This window comes from Vibrio sp. Vb1018, assembly GCF_033338775.1.
GTDB classification, from domain to species: domain Bacteria; phylum Pseudomonadota; class Gammaproteobacteria; order Enterobacterales; family Vibrionaceae; genus Vibrio; species Vibrio alginolyticus.
Genome location: NZ_JAWOTI010000018.1, coordinates 35,827 through 62,220, shown reverse-complemented (window position 1 = coordinate 62,220; position 26,394 = coordinate 35,827). Strand labels below are relative to the sequence as shown.

Sequence of the window (26,394 nt, the reverse complement as noted above, 5' to 3'; positions counted from 1 at the left end):
AGATTCTGAGCATTACAAGGTAAGTAACACTGAATGAAACCTTCATTACAACTCAAGCTAGGTCAGCAGTTAGCCATGACGCCACAGTTGCAGCAAGCGATTCGCTTATTGCAATTGTCGACACTCGATCTTCAACAAGAAATCCAAGAAGCGTTGGACTCAAACCCATTATTGGAAGTTGAAGAAGGCCAAGACGAGCCTCTAGCAAACGGTGAAGATAAGTCAGCGGTCGAGGCTGCTGATAGCAACAGTGCTAGCGAACCAACAGAAATTGACGTTCCAGATAGCTCCGATGTGATAGAGAAATCAGAAATTAGCTCTGAACTTGAAATCGACACGACTTGGGATGACGTCTACAGCGCGAATACTGGTAGCACTGGCTTAGCTCTTGATGATGATATGCCCGTCTACCAAGGCGAAACCACTGAATCATTACATGATTACCTCATGTGGCAGCTTGACCTAACACCATTCAGTGAAACCGACCGCACGATTGCATTAGCGATTATTGACGCTGTTGACGACTACGGCTATTTAACTTTGTCGCCTGAAGAGATTCATGAGAGCTTCGATAATGAAGAGATAGAGTTAGACGAAGTAGAAGCTGTTCGTAAACGCATTCAACAATTCGATCCTCTTGGCGTTGCATCGCGTAACTTACAAGAATGTTTGTTACTGCAACTGACGACCTTCCCAGAAGACACGCCGTGGCTTGCTGAAGCCAAAATGATACTTGCGGATCATATTGATCACCTAGGCAACCGAGACTACAAGCTCGTCATCAAAGAGACTAAGCTGAAAGAAGCCGATCTTCGTGAAGTCTTAAAGCTTATCCAACAGTTAGATCCTCGTCCAGGTAGTCGCATCACTCCTGATGATACCGAGTACGTAATTCCAGACGTATCCGTTTTTAAAGACAATGGCAAATGGACCGTTTCTATAAACCCGGATAGCGTGCCAAAATTAAAAGTAAATCAACAATATGCTCAATTAGGCAAAGGTAATAGCGCGGATAGCCAGTACATCCGCAGCAATTTGCAAGAGGCAAAATGGTTAATTAAGAGCTTAGAGAGTAGAAACGAGACGCTACTCAAAGTTGCAAGATGTATTGTTGAACATCAACAAGATTTCTTCGAGTATGGTGAGGAAGCCATGAAGCCAATGGTGCTCAATGATGTCGCTTTGGCTGTGGACATGCATGAATCCACGATTTCTCGTGTAACAACGCAAAAATTTATGCATACACCACGTGGTATTTTTGAATTGAAGTACTTCTTCTCTAGCCATGTTAGTACTGACAACGGCGGAGAATGTTCGTCAACAGCAATTCGTGCACTCATTAAAAAACTGGTCGCAGCAGAGAATACTGCCAAACCACTGAGTGATAGCAAGATTGCTGCTCTTCTGGCTGACCAAGGGATTCAGGTCGCAAGACGTACGATAGCCAAATATCGCGAATCCTTGGGAATTGCCCCTTCAAGTCAGCGTAAACGCCTATTATAAGGCACTAACTGAAAAGGAAAGTCTATGCAAATCAATATTCAAGGCCATCACGTTGATCTTACCGATTCAATGCAAGACTATGTAAATTCTAAGTTTCAGAAGCTCGAAAGGTTCTTCGACCACATCAATCAAGTGCATGTTGTACTAAAAGTTGAAAAAATTACTCAAATCGCGGAAGCTACGCTTCACATAAATCAAGGCGAAATCCACGCATCAGCCGATGACGAAAATATGTATGCCGCGATCGATTCGCTGGTAGATAAATTGGTTCGCCAACTTAATAAGCACAAAGAAAAACTAAACAGTCATTAATCATGCAACTGAGCGAAATACTGTCATTGGACTGCACCAAAAGTGCGGTCCACTGCACGAGTAAAAAACGCGCCCTTGAAATGATCAGCCGTATCGTGGCTGATCAAACGGGCCAAGATTCTACCGAGCTGTTCGAATGCATGCTCAATAGAGAAAAAATGGGCAGTACCGGTATCGGAAACGGTATTGCGATCCCTCACGCGAGAATGCAATCAAGCGACAAGGCCATTGCTGTCTTACTGCAATGTGATGAAGCAATCGAATTTGATGCGATTGACAATCGACCTGTCGATCTTCTTTTTGCGCTCCTTGTACCAGAAGAACAGTGCAAAGAGCACCTCAAGACTCTATCCTCTATGGCAGAACGTCTGAGCGATAAGCAAGTATTAAAACTACTGCGTAATGCTCAGAGTGATGAAGAACTTTACGACATCATGATTCACCAATAAGCAGGACTAACTCCATGCGACTAATCGTTGTTAGCGGGCACTCAGGTGCCGGTAAAAGTATTGCGCTTCGTGTACTGGAAGACTTAGGTTACTACTGTGTTGATAACCTACCAGTTAACTTGCTGGACGCATTTGTTCATTCTGTTGCTGACAGCAAACAGAATGTTGCAGTCAGCATTGATATTCGCAATATTCCTAAAAAGCTAAAAGAACTGACGAGTACACTAGAACAGTTAAAAACTGAGCTTGATGTGACCGTGCTTTTCTTGGACGCCAATAAAGAAACGCTACTCAAACGCTACAGCGAAACACGCCGAATTCACCCGTTATCTTTAGGTGGCACCTCCCTCTCGCTCGATCAAGCCATCGAGCGTGAGAAACAAATTTTGACGCCACTCAAAGCGCATGCAGATCTGGTCCTAAATAGTAGTGGGCAGTCTTTGCATGAATTGAGTGAAACCGTGCGTATGCGCGTTGAAGGCAGAGATCGCAAAGGGCTCGTTATGGTATTTGAGTCTTTTGGTTTTAAATACGGCCTGCCTTCCGATGCCGATTACGTATTCGACGTTCGCTTCTTACCTAACCCACATTGGGAACCAGCACTACGCCCGCTTACAGGTCTGGATGCTCCTATCGCCGCATTTTTAGAGCAACACCAATCGGTGTTAAGTTTGAAATATCAAATTGAAAGCTTTATAGAGAATTGGTTACCTCTGCTTGAGAAAAACAACCGCAGCTACCTGACCGTTGCAATCGGTTGTACTGGTGGTAAGCACCGCTCGGTGTACTTAACTCAGCAAATCGGTGAATACTTCGCCAACAAAGGACACCAAGTACAAATTCGCCATACCTCACTAGAGAAAAACGCTAAGGAATAGCCGTGGAGTTAAGTCGTAAAGTATTGATTCAAAACCGCCTTGGCTTACATGCTCGTGCAGCAGTCAAACTGGTCGAACTGGCACAGAGCTTTGAAGCGGTCATCACCATCGACAATGAAGAAGACAAAACCGCCACAGCAGACAGCGTAATGGGCCTGTTAATGCTAGAGTCCGCTCAAGGACAATACGTCACGATCCACGCAACGGGTGGGCAAGCGGAAGAAGCACTGGATGCCGTTTGCCACTTGATCGAAGATAAATTTGATGAAGGCGAGTAGTTTACTCGCTTTTTTCTTACCTCCCATTATCTTTCTCTTCCCTGACCTAATAAATAAATTTGCTTAGTATCATAAGTTGTTATTAAAAGGCGCCTAGAATTAAGTTATTATTCAACGCATTGTAAATATCAGGAATTGGGAGGAATGAATGGCAGAGCAAATTGAATTCGACCAAGCTCACCAAGCCCTCCAAGAAGTCACAGAAGCGCTAGAAAATGGCCGCTTCGTCCATGTTCGTCGTCAATTACAGGACATGGAACCTGAGGATATCGCTCACCTTTTAGAAGCCTCCCCACGGAAGAGCCGTGAAGTTCTTTGGCAACTCACCGACCCTGAAGATTATGGTGAAATCCTTGACGAGCTGAACGAAGACGTCAAAGACAGCCTCGTATCCAAAATGGCACCAGAAGCGCTTGCAGAAGCGACAGAAGGCATGGATACCGATGACGTGGCTTACGTACTGCGTAGCTTGCCTGACAACCTGTCACGCGAAGTCCTGTCGCAAATGGACTCCTCTGACCGTCTACGGGTCGAAACCGCCCTATCCTACCCAGAAGACACCGCGGGTGGACTGATGAACACCGACGTCATCACAATTCGTGGTGACGTCGATGTGGACGTAGTTTTGCGTTATCTACGTATGAAAGGCGAGCTTCCAGAAGCTACGGATGCCCTGTATGTGATCGATGAAGAGAGTAAGCTCATCGGTGAACTGCCGATCACGACGCTTATTACCACTCAGCCAGACGTAAAAATCATTGATGTAATGGAAGACGCGGACGAGGCCATCACCGTCGATACTAGCGACTCAGATGTTGCGAGTCTGTTCGAACGCCGTAATTGGGTATCTGCACCTGTTGTTGATGAAAACTTGCATTTGGTCGGCCGTATCACCATCGATGACGTGGTTGACGTTATTCGTGAAGACGCGGAACACTCGATGATGAGTATGGCGGGTATGGACGATGACGAAGATACTTTCGCGCCTGTTGTAAAATCAGCTCGCAAACGCAGTATCTGGCTTGGCGCTAACGTATTAGCCGCCCTTGCTGCTGCTTCCGTTTCTAACATGTTTGAGGCCACATTAGATCAAATGGCGGCCATTGCGGTATTGATGACGATTGTTCCGTCCATGGGTGGTGTCGCTGGTAACCAAACCGTCGCACTAGTGATTCGTGGTCTTGCTCTTGGTCATATCGGTGACTCAAACAAACGCGAACTGTTAATGAAAGAAGCCTCGATCGGCTTACTCAACGGTATCATGTGGGCGCTGATTATTGGTGGTATTGTTGTTGCTTGGAAAGGTAACTGGATGCTCGGAGGAATCATTTCCGCCGCCATGCTGACCAACTTATTGGTCGCAGGTATTGCCGGAGTAACGATTCCAATCCTATTGAAAAAAATGAACATCGATCCCGCTTTAGCTGGTGGTATGGCATTAACAACGGTGACGGATGTGATTGGTTTATCTGTCTTCTTAGGGCTTGCCACAATACTGATTACCTAACAGAAAAAACGAAAAAGCCTGATGAACACATCAGGCTTTTTTGATTCTGAATTGCTAGAAAAGCTTATTCACCCGCCACTTTCATGCTATCCAGTAGGATAGAGCCCGTTTGGATTTGTGAGCGCGTTTCAATATCACTACCAACCGCCACAATCTTGGTGAACATGTCTTTTAGATTACCTGCGATGGTAATTTCTGATACTGGGTATTGGATTTCGCCATTCTCAACCCAGAAGCCTGCGGCACCGCGAGAGTAATCACCCGTTACCACGTTCACACCTTGTCCCATGACTTCTGTCACTAGAAGACCAGTACCGAGCTCTTTAAGCATTTGCTCGAAGTTTTGGCCTGTCGACTTCACGTACCAGTTATGAATCCCACCAGCGTGACCTGTCGGCGTCATCTTCATTTTACGTGCGGCATAACTGGTTAACAGATAAGTTGCTAGCACACCGTCGGTAATGATCTCACGGTCTTGAGTGTACACACCTTCACTATCGAATGGACTTGATGCCAAACCACGCAATACATGCGGACGTTCTGAGATATTGAACCAATCAGGAAGCACTTGTTTGCCTAGATGGTCAAGTAAGAAAGAAGATTTTCGGTACAGGTTACCACCGCTGATCGCCATAACGAGATGGCCAATCAAGCCTGTCGCAACATCAGCCGCAAACATGATTGGGTATTGACCTGTTTTTAGACGCTGCGCATCTAAGCGGTTAACCGTATTCTCTGCCGCCTTACGACCCACCGTTTCTGGGGTCCATAAGTCATCACGATGACGTGCCACGGTGTAGCTGTAATCACGTTCCATCTCGCCGTTTTGACCAACGCCAATTACACAACAGCTAGTACTATGGCGGCTAGACGCATAACTAGCTAATAAGCCATGGCTATTGCCATACACTTTCACGCCATAATGACTATCATAACTCGCGCCATCACTTTGCTTGATTGCTCTGTCATAACTTAGCGCTTCTTTCTCAGCGGCAATCGCCACATCGGCAGCATAGTCTGGATCGGGTGCGTCAGGGTGGAAAAGATCAAGCTCCGGGATCTCTTGCACCATGTATTCTTTTGCTGCAGGGCCTGCAAATGGGTCTTCAGATGTGTAATGTGCAATATCTAGCGCCGCTATAACGGTTTGCTCGATTGCCGCTTCACTTAAATCAGACGTGGAAGCACTGCCTTTGCGTTGACCTCGGTAAACGGTAATGCCCAGCGCACCATCGCTGTTGAACTCGACATTTTCTACTTCACCCATACGAGTTGAAACACTTAAACCAGTGCTTTTAGTAATTGCGACTTCGGCGGCGTCAGATTTTGCCGATGCAAGCTTTAAGGCTCTTGCGACGGCTTGCTCTAGCTCGGTACGTTGCTCAGCAACCTGCTGTTTAATATCCATTGTCTTTCACATCTTGTCTTTGATGAACAATAGGATAACAAGAATTTCGCTTTCTCCCCATGATTCTTGTTAAAATAGTCATAATATTAATCAAAACACAGGCAACTGAAATGGCACGTAAGAATCAAAAAGCGCCATGGGAACCAGAAGAAGAGATCATCTGGGTAAGTAAATCCGAGATGAAGCGAGACATGGAAGAACTGCAAAAGCTAGGTGAGGAGCTTGTCGGCCTCAAACCTTCAGTTCTAGAAAAGTTTCCATTGAGTGAAGATTTGCGAGAAGCAATTGCTGACGCGCAACGCTTTAAAAATGAAGCGCGTCGTCGCCAATTACAACGTATCGGTAAATTGATGCGTTACGAAGATCCAGAGCCAATCCAAGCCGCACTGGATAAAATTCGTAATAAGCACTCTCAATTAACGGCGGTATTCCACAAACTTGAAGCGTTGCGTGATCGCGTAGTGGAAGAAGGTGACAAAGCCATTGATGACGTAATGGAAATGTACCCAGAAGCGGATCGTCAGCGTCTACGCCAACTTGCTCGCCAAGCAGCGAAAGAGAAAAAAGCTGGGAAACCAGCAAAAGCGTACCGCGAAATCTTTCAGATCCTTAAAGGTCTAAACGAAGAAGAGTTTTAATTCGACGGCTCAAGCAATGAGCATTCGATTTAAACGCAAAAAGCAGACGTCAATGTCTGCTTTTTTTATCTTTGGTTTTACTGTCAGCGTTACACTAAGCGATTCACGCGGTCTCCGCGCTCGAAAGCGTTAATGTTCTCAATCAAGATTTCCGCTAAACGTTGGATAGATGAGTCGCTGCCCCATGCAACATGCGGTGTAAGTAACAAATTAGGTAAACTCATATTGGCAATCAGCGGATTGCTCTCATCAGCCGGTTCTTGTGTAAAAACATCAAAACCAGCCGCTGCAATTTCTTGCTGTTTTAAGGCATCCACCAGTGCGCTCTCATCCACCAAACCTCCACGCCCTGTATTAATCAAAATGGAGTTGGACTTCATTTGTTGCAACTCTGCTTGACCAATTAAATTCTGAGTATGATCGTTGAGCGGGCAATGCAAGGTCAGCGCATCGGAGCGTTTTAATACTTCCTCAAACGGCACATAACCAGGCCGACATTCTGCCGCCCCTTTACGCTCAGAAAACAACACGGTCATTCCTAACGCTTGAGCCAGATTCGCCGTCGCTTGCCCTAGCGCCCCGCTACCAACAACACCTAACGTGCTACCACCAATATCCCCGATTGGGTGCGTAAAAAAACAAAACTGCTGGTTACGCTGCCACTCACCTGCGGCAATATCTTGGTGGTACCCAAATAAATTCCGTCTTAAAGCGAATAACATTGCCATCACGTGCTCGGGCACCGAACGCGTCGCGTAACCACGTACATTAGCAACCGCAATATCATGATTAGCACAGTAGTTCACATCGACGTTGTTAAAACCAGTTGCGGCAACCGCGATCATCCGTAATTTTGGTAGTTGCTCTAATACATGTTGGTCAAGCAGGACTTTATTGCTAATCACGATATCGGCATCTGCTAACCTTTCTATTACCTGCTCAGGCGCAGTTAGGTCGTACTCACGCCAGTGGTGCGGAAAGCCAGGTCGTGGGACCTCAATATGTTCTGGGATGGTCGCTCGGTCTAAAAATACGATGCTTGGCAAAGACATAACAACTCCTTGTTCACGGCTGAAAGACAGGATACATCAACCACAGTAACGAAATAGCCAAAAATAGCGAACTAGAAAGAACTGCTGTTGAGTGCAATTGGCATTAAGGGTGTGGCAACGTTTTATAATCAGGCAATGTACGCTCTGGCGAAAAATAGTTAAAGATCATCGCCTCGGCTTCAGAATAAAAGTCACAGGGTACAAAAATACTGCTCAGCTGATCCGTAGCTGGATGATAAAAACTTAGCTCCGCAGCGTGCAACTCTAAACGTTCTGAAAACTGATACGCCTCTTCGCTTGCATAAAACTCATCACCCACAATCGCATGACCAATCGCCATCAAATGCACGCGTAACTGATGCGATCGACCAGTAATGGGGAGTAACCGCACAACGGTTGTATGGGTGCCATCAGGGTGCACTTCACGCTTCACTACTTGGAATAAAGTTTGAGATGGTTTGCCGTCGTCAAAACATACTTTTTGTCGTGGACGATTTGGCCAATCACAAATTAATGGAAGATCAATATTCCCTTCTTGCGGCTCAACATGCCCCCAAACACGTACGTAATACACCTTGTGAGTGAGGCGATATTGGAACTGCTTTTTTAATGCTCGCTCCGCGGGTTTGTTTTTCGCCAGCAACATCAACCCTGATGTCGACATATCCAAGCGATGCACAACTTGAATTTCTGGATGCAACTCTTTGAGGCGGCTCCACATGCTGTCGTAATGCTCTGCAAGGCGACCAGGGACAGACAGCAGCCCTGATGGCTTATTCACTGCCAGAATGTCGTCATCCTCAAAAACGATATCAACCCAAGGGTCGGTGGGAGGGGTATATTCAAGCATTGCCATGGGAGATCTCTACAAAATAAAAACGCCACGATTATATACCCAAATAGCACCCAGATGCAGGATTCTGAAGAAAAGTTCAACCCAATAAAACAAAGTCAATCCTTTAGCATAAAAACTAAAAATAGCACGTTGTAAATTTAGTTTGACAACAAGACGCATAACTGAATAGAGTGCTAGATGCACACAGCATGATATTCGCAAAGAATACTTAAAATAAATACACCAAAACACAGCATTTAAAAGACATTACCGTTGCGCAGTATAGGGCGTTCGCTCAGCTTGTCATGTACTGCGGTATGTATCTCTTTAGAAAGATACATAAGATAAAAAGGACAATAAGCAATGGACTCCGCCGTTATAGATAAACCCCAATCCAAACTTTCCTTATTTTTTCGTTCGCTAGGCCCCGGCATATTAATGGCATCTGCTGCGGTCGGTGGCTCTCACCTCGTGGCATCAACCAAGGCTGGTGCGATTTATGGTTGGCAATTGGCTGCACTGATTCTGCTCGTAAACCTGTTTAAATACCCTTTTTTCCGAGCGGGCGTACAGTACACCATGGGGACAGGGCTGACCTTGGTTGAGGGCTACGCGAAATTAGGTCGGCCTTATCTATGGCTATTTCTATTTCTGAGCGTGGTATCGGCCGTCATCAATACCGCCGCTTTGTTGATGTTTAGCGCTAGCTTGCTGGGCTACTTCATTCCGTTTTCACTATCAATGGCATCACTCAGCATCATTGTGATTGTCACCTGCCTGATCATATTATTTGCTGGCCATTACAAAGCGCTCGATACGCTATCTAAGGTGATCATGTCGGTGTTAACCATCGCGACTTTACTCGCTGTTTCTATCGCCTTTGGTAACCCTGTTGAGCAAGTAGCCAACTTCGAGCCGCCGTCACCTTGGTCTATTGCGGCTATTGGTTTTATCGTCGTGACAATGGGGTGGATGCCTGCACCGATAGAGATCTCCTGTTTAACCTCAGCGTGGCTAAAACGCCAATCAAGCCAGCAAGAAGTAACATACCGCTCTGCTCTATTTGACTTTAATGTCGGTTATATTGGCACGGCGTTTCTTGCCATTATCTTTGTATCGCTAGGCTCTTTGATGCTTTATGGTTCTGGCGTTGCGCTTGAAAGCTCTGGCGTTGGCTTCTCCCACCAATTGGTTGGCTTATATGCGGCAACGATTGGCGAATGGTCTCGTTACTTGATCGCGGTAATTGCGTTTTTCTGTATCTTTGGCAGCACGATTACCGTTATTGATGGCTATTCGCGCGTTATTTCGGATTCTCAACGCTTACTGCGCTCGCAACCAGACACTAACCCTAAAACCACTTCAGCGATCATGCTGGTAGTCTCCTTACTTGCATTGGGTATTGTGGTTTTCTGGGCTTCTGCGTTATTGCCTATGCTGAACTTTGCGATGATCCTCGCCTTTATGACCACGCCATTCTTTGCTCTGCTAAATTACACCTTAGTGAGCAAAACTGAGTTACCTGAGCCTTTGGCTGTTGGACCTAAACTAAAGTGGTTGTCGATTGCAGGCCTGATTTACTTGTTTGGCTTCTTGGCTGTATTTATCTGGTGGAAGTGGTTGATGTAAATGAGGTAGCTATCAGTGATTAATGCATTCCGCATAAAGAAACTAAACCGTAAATAAAGAAAAAGGTCTTCAACTGAAGACCTTTTTTAATGAGCAATAAATACTTACTTAGTTGTGGCTCACCACAATCAAACGCAGCGAGTCGAGCTGAACCTGAGCTTGGTTGATGTAACCAGTGAGCTCTTTAATTTGTGCGTCGATAGCTTCAATTTCTTCGTCACGAATATTTGGGTTCACCGCTTTCAGTGCTTGCAAACGCTCAAGTTCTGCATTCAAACTGTGCTGCATATCTTGATGAGCTTGTTTGCGTACTTCTTCAACCTTCTCTTCAATAAGAACATCACCGGCTTCAATTAAGCGGTGTACATCTTTCTGTACCGACGTAACCAACTTGCTACCTAAGTGACGGTTTACAGGGCTGAGCTGGCGGTTAAAGCTTTCAAACTCCACTTGAGCAGACAAATCATTACCACGCGAGTCCATCATTAAACGGATTGGCGTTTTCGGTAAGAAGCGCGCGATACCACTGCGTTTTGGCGCTTGCGCATCTACCGCGTAAATCAACTCAAGAAGAATAGTCCCGACTGGTAACGCTTTGTTTTTCAATAGAGATACCGCAGACGTCCCCACCCCTTCACTCATAAGAAGATCGATACCACCCTGGATCATTGGGTGTTCCCAACTGATAAAGTGCATATCTTCACGAGATAACGCTGTATCACGATCAAACGTGATCGTCGCTCCTTCGTATGGCAGACCTGGGTAGCTTGGCACCATCATGTGCTCAGATGGGGTCACAATCAGGGCGTTTTCACCTTTATCGTCTTGATTCAAGCCAATCGTGTCAAAAAGAGAAAGTGCGAAGGTGACCAGATTGGTATCGCCGTCGGTTGATTCAATTTTCTCAACGATTTGTTGTGCTTTTTCCCCGCCATTTGAATGCATTTCTAATAGGCGATCACGGCCTTGCTCCAATTGGGATTTCAGCTCTTTATTCATTTTTGCTGACGCTTCAATGATCTCATCTAGCGTGCTGGTATCACCAGAGGCAAGAATTTCAATCAGATCATCGGAGTACTTATCGTAAACAGCACGGCCTGTTGGGCAGGTTTCCGCAAAAGCGTTCAGGCCTTCATCGAACCAACGTGCTAGGATCGCTTGCGATGTGCCTTTCAGGTAAGGAACATGAATGTCGATATCGCGATTTTGACCGATACGGTCCAAACGACCAATACGTTGCTCAAGCAAGTCTGGGTTGAATGGCAAGTCGAACATGACAAGTTGGTTGGCAAACTGGAAGTTACGACCTTCAGAGCCGATTTCGCTACAGATAAGAACTTGTGCTCCACCTTCTTCTTGCGCAAAGTAAGCCGCCGCTTTATCACGTTCAAGAATCGACATACCTTCGTGGAAAACAGTGGCGCGGATACCTTCACGCTCACGCAGTGCTTGCTCCAATTGCAGCGCGGTACTCGCACGAGAAGCAATCACGAGGATTTTCTCGCTGCGCTTCTCTTTTACTTTTTCAAGCAACCAATTCACACGCGAGTCAAACTGCCACCAGCTCGCGTCATCGCCTTCAAATTCTTGGAAAATTTCTTCCGGGTAAAGGTTCTTCATCGCACGTGCTTCAGAACTCATCTTACCGCCAATCATCCCAGCAACACGCATTGATGTAGTGTATTGCGGTGGAATATCCATTGGCATCAGATGCACGTTACGCGTAGGGAAGCCTTTGATGGCCGCGCGCGTGTTACGGAACAGAACACGCCCTGTACCATGGCGATCCATCAAGTTATCGATCAGCTCTTGGCGTGCCGACGCTTTAGCTTCTTCGTCCGCTTCACTTTCGATAATGCGGAAAAGTGGTTCTACGTCTTGTTCAGACAATAACTCAGTGATCTGGTTTTTTGCTTCATTAGGTAGCTTTTCACCGGAAAAGAGTGAAGTAATCGCATCAGCTACGGGCGCGTATTGCTCTTCTTCCTCAACGAATGCTTCGTAATCATAGAAGCGGTCTGGATCCAACAAACGCAGACGAGCAAAGTGACTCTCACGACCAAGCTGCTCTGGCGTTGCAGTCAGTAGCAACACACCTGGAGTACGTTCAGCCAAGCCTTCTACCACTTGGTATTCACGGCTCGGTTTATCTTGGCTCCATTCAAGGTGATGCGCTTCATCAACAACCAGTAGGTCCCATTCACCTTCCAGTGCTTGTTCAAAACGCTTGCGGCTCTTGCGTAGGAAATCCAAAGAACACAGCACATATTGCTGAGTATCAAATGGGTTTTCTGCATCCGCAAAAGCTTCGATACAGCGCTCTTCGTCAAAGATAGAGAAATGCAGATTGAAACGACGCATCATCTCAACCAGCCATTGATGCTGCAGTGTTTCAGGCACCACAATCAAAATGCGTTCGGCACGACCAGACAGAACTTGTTGGTGGATGATCATGCCCGCTTCGATGGTTTTACCCAAACCTACCTCATCCGCCAACAAGACGCGTGGCGCGTGACGACGGCCAACTTCGTGCGCGATGTAAAGCTGATGAGGGATCAAACCTGCACGCATACCACATAGGCCACGCATTGGGCTCTTATGCTGCTCAAACTGGTTGGTTAGCGCACGGTAACGCAGAACAAAGTTGTCCATACGGTCGATTTGACCGGCGTACAACTTATCTTGAGGTTTGTTAAAACGAATTTGGTTGCTAAGGAAAATCTCACGCAGAACAACAGCGGTTTCTTGCGTGTCTTCACGAGTACCGAAATAGGTGTAAAGACCTTCATCTTCCAGTACTTCTTCTACTTTTAGAGACCAACCTTCTTGGCAATCGATGACATCCCCAACATTAAAGGTGACTCGGGTAACAGGTGCATCGTTACGTGCGTAAACTCGGTTTTCCTCTGACGCTGCAAACATCAATGTCACAGTACGAGCATCCATTGCTACAACGGTACCTAAACCTAAATCGCTTTCCGTATCGCTAATCCAGCGCTGCCCCAAAGCAAATGTCATGAATTGACTACCTCGTTATTAGTTCTTGATTCGTATTTCTTGTTGGTCTACTCATGCCCGTGGGCATGGATAATAGTTTAGATCTGATTCTGGCTTCTGCTATGCCGATAGCATTCGTCATTTCAGTATGAACTGAGTATTTTTTAAGCCAGCTCAACATGATAAATCGGACATAGCCTATACGCAGAAAAAGGTCGATAATCTTACTTGAAGCTGTGATTTAGGTCACGCCGAAACCGCACCAAGCAGAAACTTTTTTTCCCAAACTCTAAATGCAATCAAATTGTAAAATACTCATGCCAATTATTAAGTTGTAGAACGTAAATATTACGTATACTTCTAATGAGGGGCGTTTAAAACCATTGCATATGATTTAAGCGCGTTAGTACACGATTAGGATCAACACGGGTTTGCAGTAAGTTGTCTTGCTACTCGGTTGCACACTAGCCGACATCAGCCCGACAACCTCTATTGCAAGCAATCAGAGTTAGGTCACTTCACACCTATTTGGAAACGACCTAACAACTCGCATGCAGAGCCGTACTACGGCAAGGAGACGCTATGGGCGATACCGATCGGAAACTGTTTGTACTCGATACCAACATTCTTCTTCATGAACCCTTTGCCATCTTCTCTTTCCAAGAACACGATGTCGTTATCCCCATGACCGTGTTGGAAGAACTCGACCGAATCAAAGACAGTAAGCGCGACGTTGCAAGAGATGCGCGCGTGGCTATTCGCACCTTGGAAGATTTGTTTAAAGAAGCAACGCCAGATGAAATCTCTGAAGGCATTCCTGTTTCTAAAGACAACCCCGACCAAGGTACTATTTCCATTTTGGCGGATTTTGAACTGCAGGAAACTGTCAAAGCCTTCGCCGACAAAGCCGGTGACAACCGTATTCTCAACGCGGTGCTTTATCTGCAAAATAAACGTGCACCACGTGAAGTGGTACTGATCACGAAAGACATCAACATGCGTCTGCGAGCCAAAGGGGCTGGTGTACGCTTTGTTGAGGACTATAGAACCGACCAACTGATTGACGACATTCAATACCTAACCAAAGGCTTTCAATTGCGTGAAGGTGATTTCTGGAGCGGTATTGAGGAAGTAGAAAGCTATGCTCTGGGCGGAAAAACTTACCACAAACTCAGTCGCGAACCCTTCGACCCAACCTTTATCAACCAATACGTTATTGATGAAGACAGTGACTTTGCTGGTCGCGTAGAAACCATCAATGAAGACAAGCTAACGCTTCTCGACCTGAGCCGCGAACGTCTAATGCATCGTAAGGCTTGGGACATCACACCTAAAAATATCTACCAGGGAATGGCGTTAGATGCCTTACTCGATCCAGAAATTGACTTGGTGATTCTAACGGGTGCGGCGGGTAGTGGTAAGACATTACTGGCAATGGCAGCAGCATTGGAGCAAACCATTGAAAAAAGCATGTTCGATAAAATTATCGTAACACGTAACACGCCAGATATCGGTGAATCCATCGGCTTCTTACCCGGCTCCGAAGAGGAGAAAATGATGCCGTGGTTAGCGGCGGTGACCGATACCTTGGAAGCACTACATAAACACGATCACTGCACTGAAGGCTCATTGAAGTACATCTGCGATAAAGCCAACATTCAATTTAAATCGATCAACTTTATGCGTGGCCGTTCGATTCAAAATGCGTTTGTACTGCTTGATGAGTGTCAAAACCTCACTGCATCACAAATCAAAACCATCATTACCCGCTGTGGCGAAGGAACCAAAATCGTCTGCTCCGGTAACTTGGCGCAGATTGACTCTCATTACCTCACCCCAGTGACATCAGGATTGACGTACATGGTTGAGCGCTTCAAGAACTTTGAAGGCAGCGCAAATATTCACCTCAACGGCGTGGTTCGTAGCCGCTTGGCGGAATTTGCTGAAGAAAACCTGTAATTGACACCGACTCACAAAGCAAAAGAGCGCTCTAATGAGCGCTCTTTTTATAACGATTCGACTGAGTTACTCCGTGCCACCCACTGTCAGTGAGTCCAGCTTCAAGGTCGGCTGACCAACACCAACTGGCACACTTTGACCTGCTTTACCACATACGCCAACGCCCTTGTCGATACTTAGGTCGTTACCGACCATAGACACTTGCTGCATTGCTTCGATACCTGAGCCAATCAACGTCGCACCTTTAACAGGGCGCGTAATTTTACCGTTTTCAATCAAGTACGCTTCCGATGCAGAGAACACAAACTTACCCGAAGTAATGTCCACCTGGCCGCCACCAAAGTTTGGCGCATACAACCCTTTCTCGACCGTCGAGATAATTTCTTCTGGCGTATGTTCACCTGGAAGCATGTAGGTGTTGGTCATACGAGGCATTGGCAAGTGTGCATACGATTCACGACGACCGTTACCCGTTGGATTTACACCCATTAGCCGCGCGTTTAGCTTGTCTTGCATATAGCCTTTCAGCACACCATTCTCGATAAGCGTGTTGTACTGACCGTTTACCCCTTCATCATCCACATTCAGTGAACCACGAAGGTCTTTTAACGTGCCATCATCGACGATGGTACACAACGAAGACGTCACTTGTTGACCCATTTTGCCAGAGAAAACCGAAGATTCCTTCCGGTTAAAGTCACCTTCTAGGCCATGACCTACCGCTTCGTGTAGCAACACGCCAGGCCAGCCAGAACCCAATACCACTGGCATCATGCCAGCTGGTGCGGCTTCTGCTTCAAGGTTGATTAACGCCATGCGAATCGCTTCGTCTGCGTAATGAAAAGCTTGTTTCACACCATTGCTTTCCGTTAAAAAGAAATCGTAACCGAAACGGCCGCCGCCACCAGCACTACCGCGTTCACGTCGTTCACCTTTTTGTGCGAGCACGCTAATAGACAAACGCACCAAAGGACGAATATCGCCTGCATAAGTACCGTCTGTTGCCGCAACAAGCATCTGCTCATGCACACCGCTGATGCTGATCGAAACTTCTTTAATCAATGGTTCTTTAGTGCGGATGTAAGCATCTAGAGATTTGAGTAATTCTGTTTTTTGCTGCTTTTCCCATTCAGCTAGTGGATTCACAGCCGCGTAGTACGCTTGGTTTTCGGTGCGTTTAAACGCTTGGACTTTGCCATTTTGCCCTTGCTGAGCAATACCGCGCGCCGCCATTGCACTCTGCTTCAGGCCTTCAGGCTGGATTTGATCAGAGTAGGCAAAGCCTGTTTTCTCGCCAGTTACTGCACGGACACCAACACCACAATCAATGTTAAAAGAGCCATCTTTGATGATGCTGTCTTCTAGAACCAGAGACTCATGCCAGCTGGACTGAAAGTAAATGTCCGCATAATCGATCTGGCGCGTCGCAATGCTGGCAAGCGTGTCAGCAATGTCTTGTTCTGTCAGACCATTTGGGGCAAGGAGTGCCTGTTCTATTTGGTTTGTGCTCATAGTTAGCTCTTTTATTTCCGTCTCAATTCATTTTGAAAGCGACTGTGTTGAGTCAGCGGCATATTCTGCCTTACTTGTTGGCTTTGTGACAAATCTATCTCAGTCACCAATAAACCTACTTCATCCTGAAGCTGTTTATGGATACGTCCCCAAGGGTCAACGACCATTGAGTGTCCCCATGTTTTTCGTCCACATGGATGCGTTCCAGTTTGTCCGCTTGCCAAAACCCAACATTGTGTCTCAATCGCTCTAGCTCGCAATAATACTTCCCAGTGAGCTTGCCCCGTCACAGCAGTAAACGCAGCGGGCACCACAATGATATCCGCCCCTTCTTGACGCAATACTTTATAAAGTTCTGGGAAACGTAAATCATAACAAATACTCAATCCAACACTGCCGATATCAGTTTCCGCAACGACTATTTGATTACCCGCCATAAACGTATCCGACTCACGATAACTACCATAACCATCGGCTACGTCGACATCAAACATATGCAGTTTGTCATAGTGAGCAATGCATTTACCGTGCGGCGGAAATACAAGTGTTGTGGTGGTGACACCTTTTGCGGTTTGAATGGGCATGCTTCCGACAATTAGCGTTAACTGGTTCTTTCTAGCGATTTCACAGAGCCGCTGTTGAATCATGCCACTGCCAAGTGGCTCTGCATGTTGATGATAAGCTTCGCGACTGGAAAATAGCACTGTATTTTCAGGAGTAAGAACAAGTTTGGCACCTTGCTTGCTCGCTAAAGCACACTGTTTTTCAATGAAGTCCAAATTCGCGTTAATATCCGGACCCGAAGTCATTTGAATAATGCCAACACGCTCCATGTGTTTCCTCCCTATTCCATTATATTCGGTGAGTTATTTGGCCTGTTCACGCAGTTTTTCTGGCAGCTTGTATTCATCTTTACTTCGCGAAATTTCTTTCACCGTTGGTGAATCTAGTGGGCCTTTCACTTCATAATTGACTTGAGTGAAGACCTCAACCACCGGAGATATCACCGTAGAGATGGCCAAGACATACAAAGCAGTTTGAGGCGCAACGGCAAACGCGGTCAGCATTGGTAGGCCTGATGTGATGTCTGGTGTGAATTTCACTTCCGCATCAACCATTCTGCTGTTCATATTAGCGATGCCGCGGATTTGCATTTCCCCTGCTAACGCATCCATTACGATATCATTGGTGATAAACACACCGTCTTGGATTTTGCCCGTTCCCGTGATCGAGTTGAATGCCATGCCTTTATCGAATACGTCGGTAAAGTCGAGCTGCATCTTACGGATGATAGAATCCAAGCTAAACAAGCCTAACAAGCGTGCCGCACCACTAACTTCACTGATCACGCCTTTACCAAATTCCGTTGAGACGTTTCCTTGCAAGGTTTGTGTCTTCATTGACCAAGGTGCGCCGTCCCATTCCATATTGGCATTGATCTCAAATGGTGCTTGTTGAATGCCTGATGTAATACCAAAGCGCTCCATAAGATCGGTGTTGTTATCACCTTTCATTTTCATGGTTAAGTTGGAATGACTACTCTCTTTCGTCAGGTCCCACCAACCACTCATATCAATGCGGTTTTTGCCGCTACTAAAGGTGATATTTTTCCACTCCAAGCGGTTCTCGCGACGCTGCAAATCAACATTAACTTTGCCCACTTTGTAACCTTGCAGCCAAAAATCATCGATGTTCAAAGTTAAGTTTGGCATCTCTGCGTGAAACTTGCGGTCAAAATTGGTAATCAAAGGTGCGTTTTGATCTTCACTCGCAAAGATTGAACTGCGCTCTTTGGTCATCTCTTCAAACCCTGGGATGTACAGATGCAAGTGCTCTAGAGAGACCGATAGATCATAGGGTTTCAGATAGTTAGCTTTCCCTTTAACCTCTTGACTGTCCACATCGAGTTGCCAACTCAAATTTTTCTTGCTTGCTGAAAAATCCACATCATGAAACTCAATCCCACCGAGCCGTAAGTTTGGCGTTTCAACTTCAATGCGTGTCGGCAATGGAATGGTCGGCGTTTTCATGCTTGCCAAAACAGACGATGAAGGCTTGCTCTCAGAGACCTGCGCAAGCTCCGCCCATTGGTCTAAATTCAGTTCTTCGACACGCACCGAAGCATCGTGCCCGACAATAGGACTAATCCGGAAGCCACCTTTGCCAACCATTAAATGAGTCGCAGTCAGAACCGGGACATCGCCAGCGATATCTATCTCAGTTTGATACTTCACATTTGGGATCTGTAGTCGTGCTGAAATACTCTCTTGGTTGCCGGATGCTTGCAGTTTCGCTTGTCCAGACTCGCCAATTTGTTTAGCTAAAGGATAAGGATATTGACTAGCCAGACGATTTAGCTGCGCCAGCACTTCAAGCTGATAAGTGAAACCAACATCATTGAGTTGCAAGTCAATGTCCATTTGCCACGGCGCATGGCCCGAAACAAGGTTTAACCAACGCTCACCGACATAGGGTTTGAGAGGCTCGACATCCCAATCTCCTAATGTATTAATTGTCACGTTGTAGCCTTGCTCCGCACTCTCTCCATGGAAATCAAGAGAGATAGGCTGTTGTAATAATTCGGCCGACAAACCCGATGTGGTAACCACATCATTGTCGAAGGTGATACGCCCTGTGGCGTTTTCAAGCGTCATTGGCGGCGCTTCAATATCAACACGATTTTCTGTTAAATCTGCATAACCCCAAGCGCGAGACTCTTTCTCAAAATCAAACGGTATATTGAGTTGAAACTCAGAGTAAACGGGACCACTCACTTGCAGCGCTGTCAATGCGGCACCGACTGAATCCACTAATGACGTCGCCATCATGTAGTCACGGACTTCATTACCCGGCGCGCTTGCTTTCGCTTCAATCTCGATGTGTCCACCTTCTGCCAACTCAGGGATTCGCCCAGTGATACGCTTAGCATGAACGCCATTTAGTGTGGCTGATTTTGAATCCAAATACATGGCATCATTTTCAAACAGCAAGTCTAGCTGCAAATCCGTGATGGTTGGCCATGCCGTATCAAAGCTAAATTTCGCGTCTTTTAATCCAACCCAAGCTTGGAACATGCCATTATGTTCTTTGTAAGGAAAATCACCTAACTCGCCATACCACAACAATTTCGCTGTATTCACTTTTCCGCCCTGAATCGCGGTCGAAAGATAGTCGGTCAAGTCTTGTCCAAGTGCCAGAGTCGGTAGATAGCGCCATGTTTCACCCGCGTTGTAGAGATCCGCTTCGGCATAGAACGATAAAAATGGGCTTTGTTCTTTTGGAAAATCAAGACGGAATGCCCCCAAGACTTGAAGATCAGGCGTTGCTGCCGTCACTTTATCCGCCCACAAACGCCAACCCGCATCATCTTGCTGCCAGATAATATCGACTTCACCTTGTTTGATATTCAGCGGAGCTTGGAATACATCGCCGTACGGAAAGACATCATCAATGACGGTGACTTTTGCTTTAGCTTGATTCACATCCCCCGATACGCTGCCCTGTACGTGATGAAACCCGGGTAGGAGCTCCCATTGTGTCATCGCGAGTTCATCCAGTTCAGCCGAGTAGCGTAAGGTGTCTAAACCGCCGTTCATTGACAATCGGACATCTTCGACCCGACCTTTCGGTGCTAGTTTGTTAATAAGGTCACTGGTCGACTCTGACTCTGGAGCCAGCTTAATGAGCGGAATGAGTGCTTCAATGTCGAGTTGAGAGAGATTAAGCATCCAGCCGTTTGGTTGCCAATCAAACGCGACGTCTAGCTCTGGCCAAGGGGTATTATCGGTTCTGATCTGAAGTGAGTGGCCATTTACTTTCCAGCCTTGTTTATCTGGTCGAAGATTGAAAATTCCAGACTCAATAAACAGCTCATGATGTCCATCTTCATTCCACACCAACTCGGAAGGCAGCAATTCAACATAAGCATCATGCGGTTGGCTATGTTTGAGCGTTAGCCAAGTATTTAAGCTGACTTTACCCGACTCTGCTCCTGACTCTTCTTGCATGTAAGTGGTCAGCCAAGGTGTGACCGAGACATCTTGAGCACTCACGTAAAACTCACCAGATACATCGCGCAACGAGCCATGATCTTTAAAGTTAGCGCTTACTAACAACGAGTTCAGGCGAACATCGGCAATGCTAACCGTGCCTTCGGCTACGTGACGTTTCCCTTGATTGCTCCAACGAAGGTGCTCAATATCTAAACGGCGAGTTTCACCAGACACCGACTTATACCAAATCCGTGAATCGCTAATAGTGAAGTCTTCGAACTGACGTAAAAGAAGTGAGTCGAGTTGGTCAATGAGTTTCACTTCGCTCTTATCCACTTCAGGCTTCGATTCTTGACGATGAGAAGTCGGCAGAATGTCTACCGTGTGAATGTCTAAAGCGAGGTTATGAATGGTAAGGTCTGCAACTACAGGTTTAAGTTGAAAAAGAGATTGAATAAGGTCGAACTCAATTTGGACTTCTTCAACAGCGAAGCGTGCATCTTGCACGTTTGGTAGATTTGCCTCTAAACCCAGTAACGCAATTGAGGGATGATTATTGCGCCACGTCCCTGCGACATTGGCAATAGAAACGTCAAAACCTGTGCCTTGTTTGACCCAGGTTTTGATCTCATCTTGGAAATGGTTAAGTTGCGGCAGTGTGACGCGAAGCGTGGTTACTAATATGGCTAATAACACCAATACAGTAACTAAACTCCACGCACAAAAACGCCCAAAACGGTTAACACCAGAATTCACAAATGTTCCAAATTACATCATTACGACGTCAAACTGTTCCTGAATGTACAGGGGTTCAGCCTGAACTCGCACTTGCTTGCCAATAAATACTTCGAGCTCAGCCAGCGCATGAGACTCATCGCCCAATAGCGCTTCAGCAACAAACGGCGATGCGTACACGACAAAATTATCGGCGTCGTAAGCACGGTTCACACGAGTAATCTCGCGTAATATCTCAAAGCATACGGTTTCGACCGTTTTCACGCTGCCACGGCCTTCACAAGTAGGACAGCCAGAACACAAGATATGTTCAATACTTTCTCGTGTGCGCTTACGCGTCATTTCAACTAAGCCAAGCTGGGTAAAGCCGTTGATGTTGGTTTTTACTCGGTCTTTCGCCAGCGCCGTTTCCAGTGAGGTAAGTACTCGCTGACGATGCTCTTCGGATGCCATATCGATAAAATCAATAATGATGATACCGCCAAGGTTACGTAAACGTAGCTGACGCGCAATAGCTTGCGTTGCCTCTATATTGGTATTGAAGATAGTCTCTTCGAGATTACGACGACCAACAAATGCACCCGTGTTGATATCGATGGTGGTCATGGCTTCGGTTTGATCGATGATCAAATAGCCGCCCGATTTTAGCTCGACCTTGCGCTCTAAAGAACGCTGAATTTCGTTTTCAGTGTCGTACATGTCAAAGATTGGCTTGTCACCTTCGTAAAGCTCAAGCTTATCTGTTAACTCCGGTACATACTCAGAAGTGAATTCTTTCAGGTTTTCATATTCAAGGCGGGAGTCGACCATGATCTTATCGAGCTCTGTGCCAACAAAGTCACGCAGAATGCGTTGAGCTAAGCCGAGTTCACCGTAAAGTGTTGAACGCGTTTTGTATTTTGAGCGACGCTCCATGACTTTTAGCCACAAACGCTTTAGAAATGCCGCATCTTGAGAGAGCTCTTTTTCATCAGCGCCTTCTGCCGCGGTACGAATGATAAAACCACCGTGCTCATCGCAGTAATGGTTCACCACCTTTTTCAAACGCTCACGTTCTTTCTCACTTTCAATACGCTGCGAAACACCGACATGGCTGGCCCCCGGCATAAAAACAAGATAACGCGAAGGTAAGGTGATATCCGTCGTTAAACGCGCACCTTTCGTGCCGAGCGGATCTTTGACCACTTGCACAACAATGTCTTGTCCCTGGCGTACCAGTTCAGAGATATCACGGACTTGAAACTGCTGTTTTTCGTTTTCTGCCACACATTCGGTATGAGGAACAATATCTGACGCATGTAAAAACGCCGCTTTATCTAAACCAATGTCGACGAAAGCCGCCTGCATACCTGGTAACACTCGGCTTACTTTGCCTTTGTATATATTGCCCACAATACCGCGACGCGATTCGCGCTCGATATGTATTTCTTGTAGTACTCCACCTTCAATCATGGCCACACGAGTTTCACTCGGGGTCACGTTAAGCAGCAATTCTGCACTCATGTGCACACCTCAAAACAATTATAAAAATTCTTGAATTAGCTGATCGGTTTCGAACAAAGGTAAGCCTACTACAGCGTGATAACTGCCTTCGATTCGGGTGACAAATCGTCCTCCGAGTCCCTGAATACCATAACTTCCAGCTTTATCGCATGGCTCTCCTGACTGCCAATATTGTTCGATTTCTTCGTGAGTCAGTGGTTTGAACCACACGTCAGTGGTAACGACCACTGAATGTTGTTGTTCCGATGATACAACGCTCACCGCAGTCATCACTTGATGACGACGACCCGATAAGTCAGTAAGCATACGCTTTGAATCTTCAAAACTTTTTGGTTTTTCTAGCACACGGTCATCGCATACTACGACCGTATCAGAGCCCAATACAACGGAATCAGGCTTAGCCAACGCTAAGCCTGCCTGAGCTTTTTCCAAAGAAAGACGCAACACGTAATCTCGTGCTTGCTCATGAGCCTGTTTGGCTTCCTCAATATCAGGCAATACGATCTCAAAATCATAACCCAGTTGAGCAAGCAGCTCTTTTCTTCTCGGAGAACCCGATGCGAGAACGAGAGATAAGCTTTTCTTCACCGCTTTACCTTACGTGCCATGCACGACGAACTCGTCGCATTAATAAAAACATCCATGGCCAAAGTATACAGTTTATTGCCGCCGTCCACAGAGATAATGGATTAAATACTACGTCCTGGTTCAAATATTCCCCACAGAATATCAAAACTTCCAATAACGCAGTAAAAAAGGCAATTAAAATCGACTGTTGCCACAAAGCCATGTTGCGAATCAACAGGAAATTCAGCGCCACGAGGTAGATAACGATCGACATCATCATGCCACGAATTCCAAGCGTTGAGCCGATCAAGATATCCCACAATAAGCCCAACACTAGCGCAGTTCCGACGTTCACTCGGTGCGGTAGTGCCAACACCCAATAACACGTAACAAGGAACAACCATGAAGGGCGTAACACATCTAACACACCTGGCCATGGAATGGTTTGCAGTACCAGCGCAACGAAGAAACTGACGCCAATCACCATTCGGCTACTCAATACATTATTGGCCATCGGTTACCTCTTGTTCTTGCTCTAACCCTTCATCTACATTGGACCGCAGTACTTTGTGTTGACGGTCTTCATTCGGCCAAATCAGCAGTAGGTAGCGTAAGCGATCAAACTCCACAACCGGCTCAGCCTTGATTGAGGCGAACTCTTGACGCGTATCGTGATCCACATTGGTAACCGTCGCGACTGGATATCCCTCAGGGTAAATGCCACCTAAACCGGATGTCACCAATAAATCACCAACCTGAATATCTGTGCTGGTTGGAATGTGCTCCAGTTGGATTTCATCCATTTCACCATTGCCCGATGCGATCACTCGGATATCATTGCGGATCACCTGGACAGGAATTGCATTTTTCGCGTCCGTTAGCAGCAGAACACGTGCGTTGTGCGCTGCGACAAACGTAACCTGACCGACGATGCCTTTCTCGTTGATAACAGGCTGACCAACGTAAACACCATCAATACGGCCTTTATCGATCACCACTTGATGACGATAAGGTGAAGTATCCACCGCCATTACTTCTGTCACGACTTTCTTTTCATCACGGACAAATGAAGATCCTAACAACTTACGTAAGCGTTGGTTTTCTTCTTTATATTGGTCGAGCAAGATAAGCTCGCTTTTCAGGCGTAGCACTTCTCGCTTTAAGCTGCGATTGCCTTCAACCAATGCCTGATGAGAATTAAAACGTTCAAATACGCCATCGAACATACTACGAGGCAAATTCGCTGCGTACTGAATCGGTGCAACCATACTGTTTAGTAGGTATCGAACGTTGGAAAACGTATCTAGACGACTATCGGCCAGCATTAAGCTCGCCGACACGATGACAGCAAAAAACAGACGTAATTGCAGAGACGGACCTCTGCCGAAAATCGGTTTCATCTTGTTTTTGACCTGATTGCTTCCATGATTATTGAGCCTTACTTGGCAACCTAAAAGAACTTAACTAAATACTTTTAGGTATGGAGCATGTTTGAATTACAGAGAGAGCAGAAATGAAGGTGAAGCCCGACATGAGCTTCACCTAAACCTTTATTCTTCAGAGAACAGATCGCCACCGTGCATGTCGATCATTTCTAGTGCTTTACCGCCACCACGCGCAACACACGTTAGTGGATCTTCCGCGATAACCACAGGAATACCAGTTTCTTCCATTAGTAGACGATCGAGATCTTTCAGTAGTGCACCACCACCGGTTAGTACCATACCGTTTTCAGAAATGTCTGAAGCAAGCTCTGGAGGACACTGTTCTAGTGCAACCATGACTGCTGATACGATGCCAGATAGCGGCTCTTGAAGCGCTTCTAGGATCTCGTTTGAGTTCAAGCTAAAGCTGCGTGGTACACCCTCTGCAAGGTTACGACCGCGAACTTCAATCTCTTGAACTTCATCACCAGGGTAAGCAGAACCGATTTCGTGTTTGATCTTTTCAGCCGTTGCTTCACCAATCAAGCTGCCGTAGTTACGACGTACGTAGTTGATCACCGCTTCATCAAAGCGGTCACCACCGATACGTACAGACGATGAGTAAACCACACCGTTTAGAGAGATAACGGCAACTTCAGTTGTACCACCACCGATATCGACCACCATTGAACCTGTCGGCTCAGATACGCGTAAACCAGCACCAATTGCCGCCGCCATTGGCTCGTCGATTAGGTAAACTTCACGAGCACCAGCACCAAGTGCTGATTCACGAATTGCGCGACGCTCAACTTGGGTAGAACCACAAGGAACACAAACAAGAACACGTGGGCTTGGCTTTAGGATGCTGTTATCGTGCACTTGCTTGATAAAGTGCTGAAGCATTTTTTCGGTTACATAGAAATCAGCAATTACGCCGTCTTTCATTGGGCGGATAGCGGAAATGTTGCCAGGTGTACGACCAAGCATCTGTTTTGCTGCGTGACCGACTGCAGCAACGCTTTTTGCAGAACCTACACGATCTTGACGAATAGCAACTACAGAAGGTTCATCAAGGACAATTCCTTGCCCTTTTACGTAAATTAGAGTGTTGGCTGTACCTAAATCGATAGATAGATCGTTAGAAAACATGCCACGAAGTTTCTTAAACATACTCTTCGCTCATCCTGCAAAAATATAGAAGACAAAAATTGCTCTA

At 46.2% G+C, this 26,394-nt stretch carries 21 protein-coding genes; 9 read left to right on the top strand and 12 right to left on the bottom strand.

The window, feature by feature from the left end; all coding sequences use genetic code 11:
• Positions 1-33: 33 nt before the first annotated feature.
• The 6 genes from R7Z10_RS17550 (at position 34) to mgtE (ending at position 4,927) form a co-directional block, all read left to right on the top strand.
• Positions 34-1,503, top strand: coding sequence for an RNA polymerase factor sigma-54 (locus R7Z10_RS17550; RefSeq protein ID WP_005381112.1), 1,470 nt, complete (start codon positions 34-36; stop codon positions 1,501-1,503).
• Between the two features lie 24 nt (positions 1,504-1,527).
• Positions 1,528-1,815, top strand: a complete 288-nt coding sequence (gene hpf / locus R7Z10_RS17545) for a ribosome hibernation promoting factor (protein ID WP_005381114.1) — start codon at positions 1,528-1,530, stop codon at positions 1,813-1,815.
• Positions 1,816-1,817: 2 nt separating this feature from the next.
• The gene (gene ptsN / locus R7Z10_RS17540; protein ID WP_005381116.1) at positions 1,818-2,264 is read left to right on the top strand and encodes a PTS IIA-like nitrogen regulatory protein PtsN; all 447 of its coding nucleotides are present in this window, start codon (positions 1,818-1,820) and stop codon (positions 2,262-2,264) included.
• A 14-nt stretch (positions 2,265-2,278) separates the two neighbouring features.
• On the top strand, positions 2,279-3,142 hold the full coding sequence (rapZ, locus tag R7Z10_RS17535) for an RNase adapter RapZ (RefSeq protein ID WP_005381118.1): 864 nt from the start codon (positions 2,279-2,281) through the stop codon (positions 3,140-3,142).
• A gap of 2 nt (positions 3,143-3,144) precedes the next feature.
• Positions 3,145-3,420 (top strand): HPr family phosphocarrier protein, encoded by a 276-nt coding sequence (locus tag R7Z10_RS17530; protein WP_005381120.1) that lies wholly within the window; start codon positions 3,145-3,147, stop codon positions 3,418-3,420.
• 148 nt (positions 3,421-3,568) lie between these two features.
• Positions 3,569-4,927: a magnesium transporter gene (mgtE, locus tag R7Z10_RS17525; protein WP_005381121.1), complete on the top strand. Its 1,359-nt coding sequence runs from the start codon at positions 3,569-3,571 to the stop codon at positions 4,925-4,927.
• 64 nt (positions 4,928-4,991) lie between these two features.
• On the opposite strand, the gene pmbA is transcribed toward mgtE, so the two are convergent.
• Positions 4,992-6,335 carry a metalloprotease PmbA gene (gene pmbA / locus R7Z10_RS17520; RefSeq protein ID WP_213886868.1) on the bottom strand — a complete coding sequence of 448 codons (1,344 nt, stop codon included), beginning with the start codon at positions 6,333-6,335 and terminating at the stop codon, positions 4,992-4,994.
• Between the two features lie 110 nt (positions 6,336-6,445).
• Here pmbA and yjgA point away from each other — a divergent pair, with 110 nt between their 5' ends.
• Entirely contained in the window at positions 6,446-6,973 is a 528-nt protein-coding gene (yjgA, locus tag R7Z10_RS17515; protein WP_005381124.1) for a ribosome biogenesis factor YjgA, read from the top strand.
• 89 nt (positions 6,974-7,062) lie between these two features.
• On the opposite strand, the gene R7Z10_RS17510 is transcribed toward yjgA, so the two are convergent.
• Both R7Z10_RS17510 and R7Z10_RS17505 read right to left on the bottom strand, forming a co-directional pair.
• Positions 7,063-8,025, bottom strand: a complete 963-nt coding sequence (locus R7Z10_RS17510; protein WP_130545239.1) for a D-2-hydroxyacid dehydrogenase — start codon at positions 8,023-8,025, stop codon at positions 7,063-7,065.
• A 103-nt stretch (positions 8,026-8,128) separates the two neighbouring features.
• On the bottom strand, positions 8,129-8,881 hold the full coding sequence (locus R7Z10_RS17505; protein WP_213986821.1) for a pseudouridine synthase: 753 nt from the start codon (positions 8,879-8,881) through the stop codon (positions 8,129-8,131).
• Between the two features lie 342 nt (positions 8,882-9,223).
• Here R7Z10_RS17505 and R7Z10_RS17500 point away from each other — a divergent pair, with 342 nt between their 5' ends.
• A complete protein-coding gene (locus R7Z10_RS17500) occupies positions 9,224-10,489 on the top strand; it encodes an NRAMP family divalent metal transporter (protein WP_005381130.1) in 1,266 nt (421 codons plus the stop codon).
• 108 nt (positions 10,490-10,597) lie between these two features.
• Here R7Z10_RS17500 and rapA read toward each other — a convergent pair whose 3' ends face one another.
• Positions 10,598-13,507, bottom strand: a complete 2,910-nt coding sequence (gene rapA, locus R7Z10_RS17495; RefSeq protein WP_005388434.1) for an RNA polymerase-associated protein RapA — start codon at positions 13,505-13,507, stop codon at positions 10,598-10,600.
• Positions 13,508-14,068: 561 nt separating this feature from the next.
• On the opposite strand from rapA, the gene R7Z10_RS17490 reads away from it, so the two are divergent.
• On the top strand, positions 14,069-15,445 hold the full coding sequence (locus R7Z10_RS17490) for a PhoH family protein (RefSeq protein WP_005381133.1): 1,377 nt from the start codon (positions 14,069-14,071) through the stop codon (positions 15,443-15,445).
• A 66-nt stretch (positions 15,446-15,511) separates the two neighbouring features.
• Here the strand turns inward: R7Z10_RS17490 and tldD are convergent, their stop codons facing one another.
• The 8 genes from tldD to R7Z10_RS17450 all read right to left on the bottom strand — a co-directional run bounded on the left by tldD (position 15,512) and on the right by R7Z10_RS17450 (position 26,348).
• Positions 15,512-16,957: a metalloprotease TldD gene (gene tldD / locus R7Z10_RS17485; protein ID WP_005381134.1), complete on the bottom strand. Its 1,446-nt coding sequence runs from the start codon at positions 16,955-16,957 to the stop codon at positions 15,512-15,514.
• Positions 16,958-16,968: 11 nt separating this feature from the next.
• Complete coding sequence (locus R7Z10_RS17480) at positions 16,969-17,790, bottom strand: carbon-nitrogen hydrolase family protein (RefSeq protein ID WP_238764880.1); 822 nt, start codon at positions 17,788-17,790, stop codon at positions 16,969-16,971.
• A 33-nt stretch (positions 17,791-17,823) separates the two neighbouring features.
• Positions 17,824-21,705: a YhdP family protein gene (locus R7Z10_RS17475; protein ID WP_318105400.1), complete on the bottom strand. Its 3,882-nt coding sequence runs from the start codon at positions 21,703-21,705 to the stop codon at positions 17,824-17,826.
• A 12-nt stretch (positions 21,706-21,717) separates the two neighbouring features.
• The gene (gene rng, locus R7Z10_RS17470; RefSeq protein WP_005381138.1) at positions 21,718-23,187 is read right to left on the bottom strand and encodes a ribonuclease G; all 1,470 of its coding nucleotides are present in this window, start codon (positions 23,185-23,187) and stop codon (positions 21,718-21,720) included.
• Between the two features lie 18 nt (positions 23,188-23,205).
• Positions 23,206-23,775, bottom strand: a complete 570-nt coding sequence (locus R7Z10_RS17465; RefSeq protein WP_005381139.1) for a nucleoside triphosphate pyrophosphatase — start codon at positions 23,773-23,775, stop codon at positions 23,206-23,208.
• A 4-nt stretch (positions 23,776-23,779) separates the two neighbouring features.
• On the bottom strand, positions 23,780-24,268 hold the full coding sequence (mreD, locus tag R7Z10_RS17460; protein WP_005381141.1) for a rod shape-determining protein MreD: 489 nt from the start codon (positions 24,266-24,268) through the stop codon (positions 23,780-23,782).
• Positions 24,258-25,154 carry a rod shape-determining protein MreC gene (gene mreC / locus R7Z10_RS17455; RefSeq protein WP_005381142.1) on the bottom strand — a complete coding sequence of 299 codons (897 nt, stop codon included), beginning with the start codon at positions 25,152-25,154 and terminating at the stop codon, positions 24,258-24,260. Before mreC ends, mreD begins: the two co-directional genes overlap by 11 nt.
• Positions 25,155-25,304: 150 nt before the next feature.
• Positions 25,305-26,348 carry a rod shape-determining protein gene (locus R7Z10_RS17450; RefSeq protein ID WP_005381144.1) on the bottom strand — a complete coding sequence of 348 codons (1,044 nt, stop codon included), beginning with the start codon at positions 26,346-26,348 and terminating at the stop codon, positions 25,305-25,307.
• Positions 26,349-26,394 lie beyond the last annotated feature (46 nt).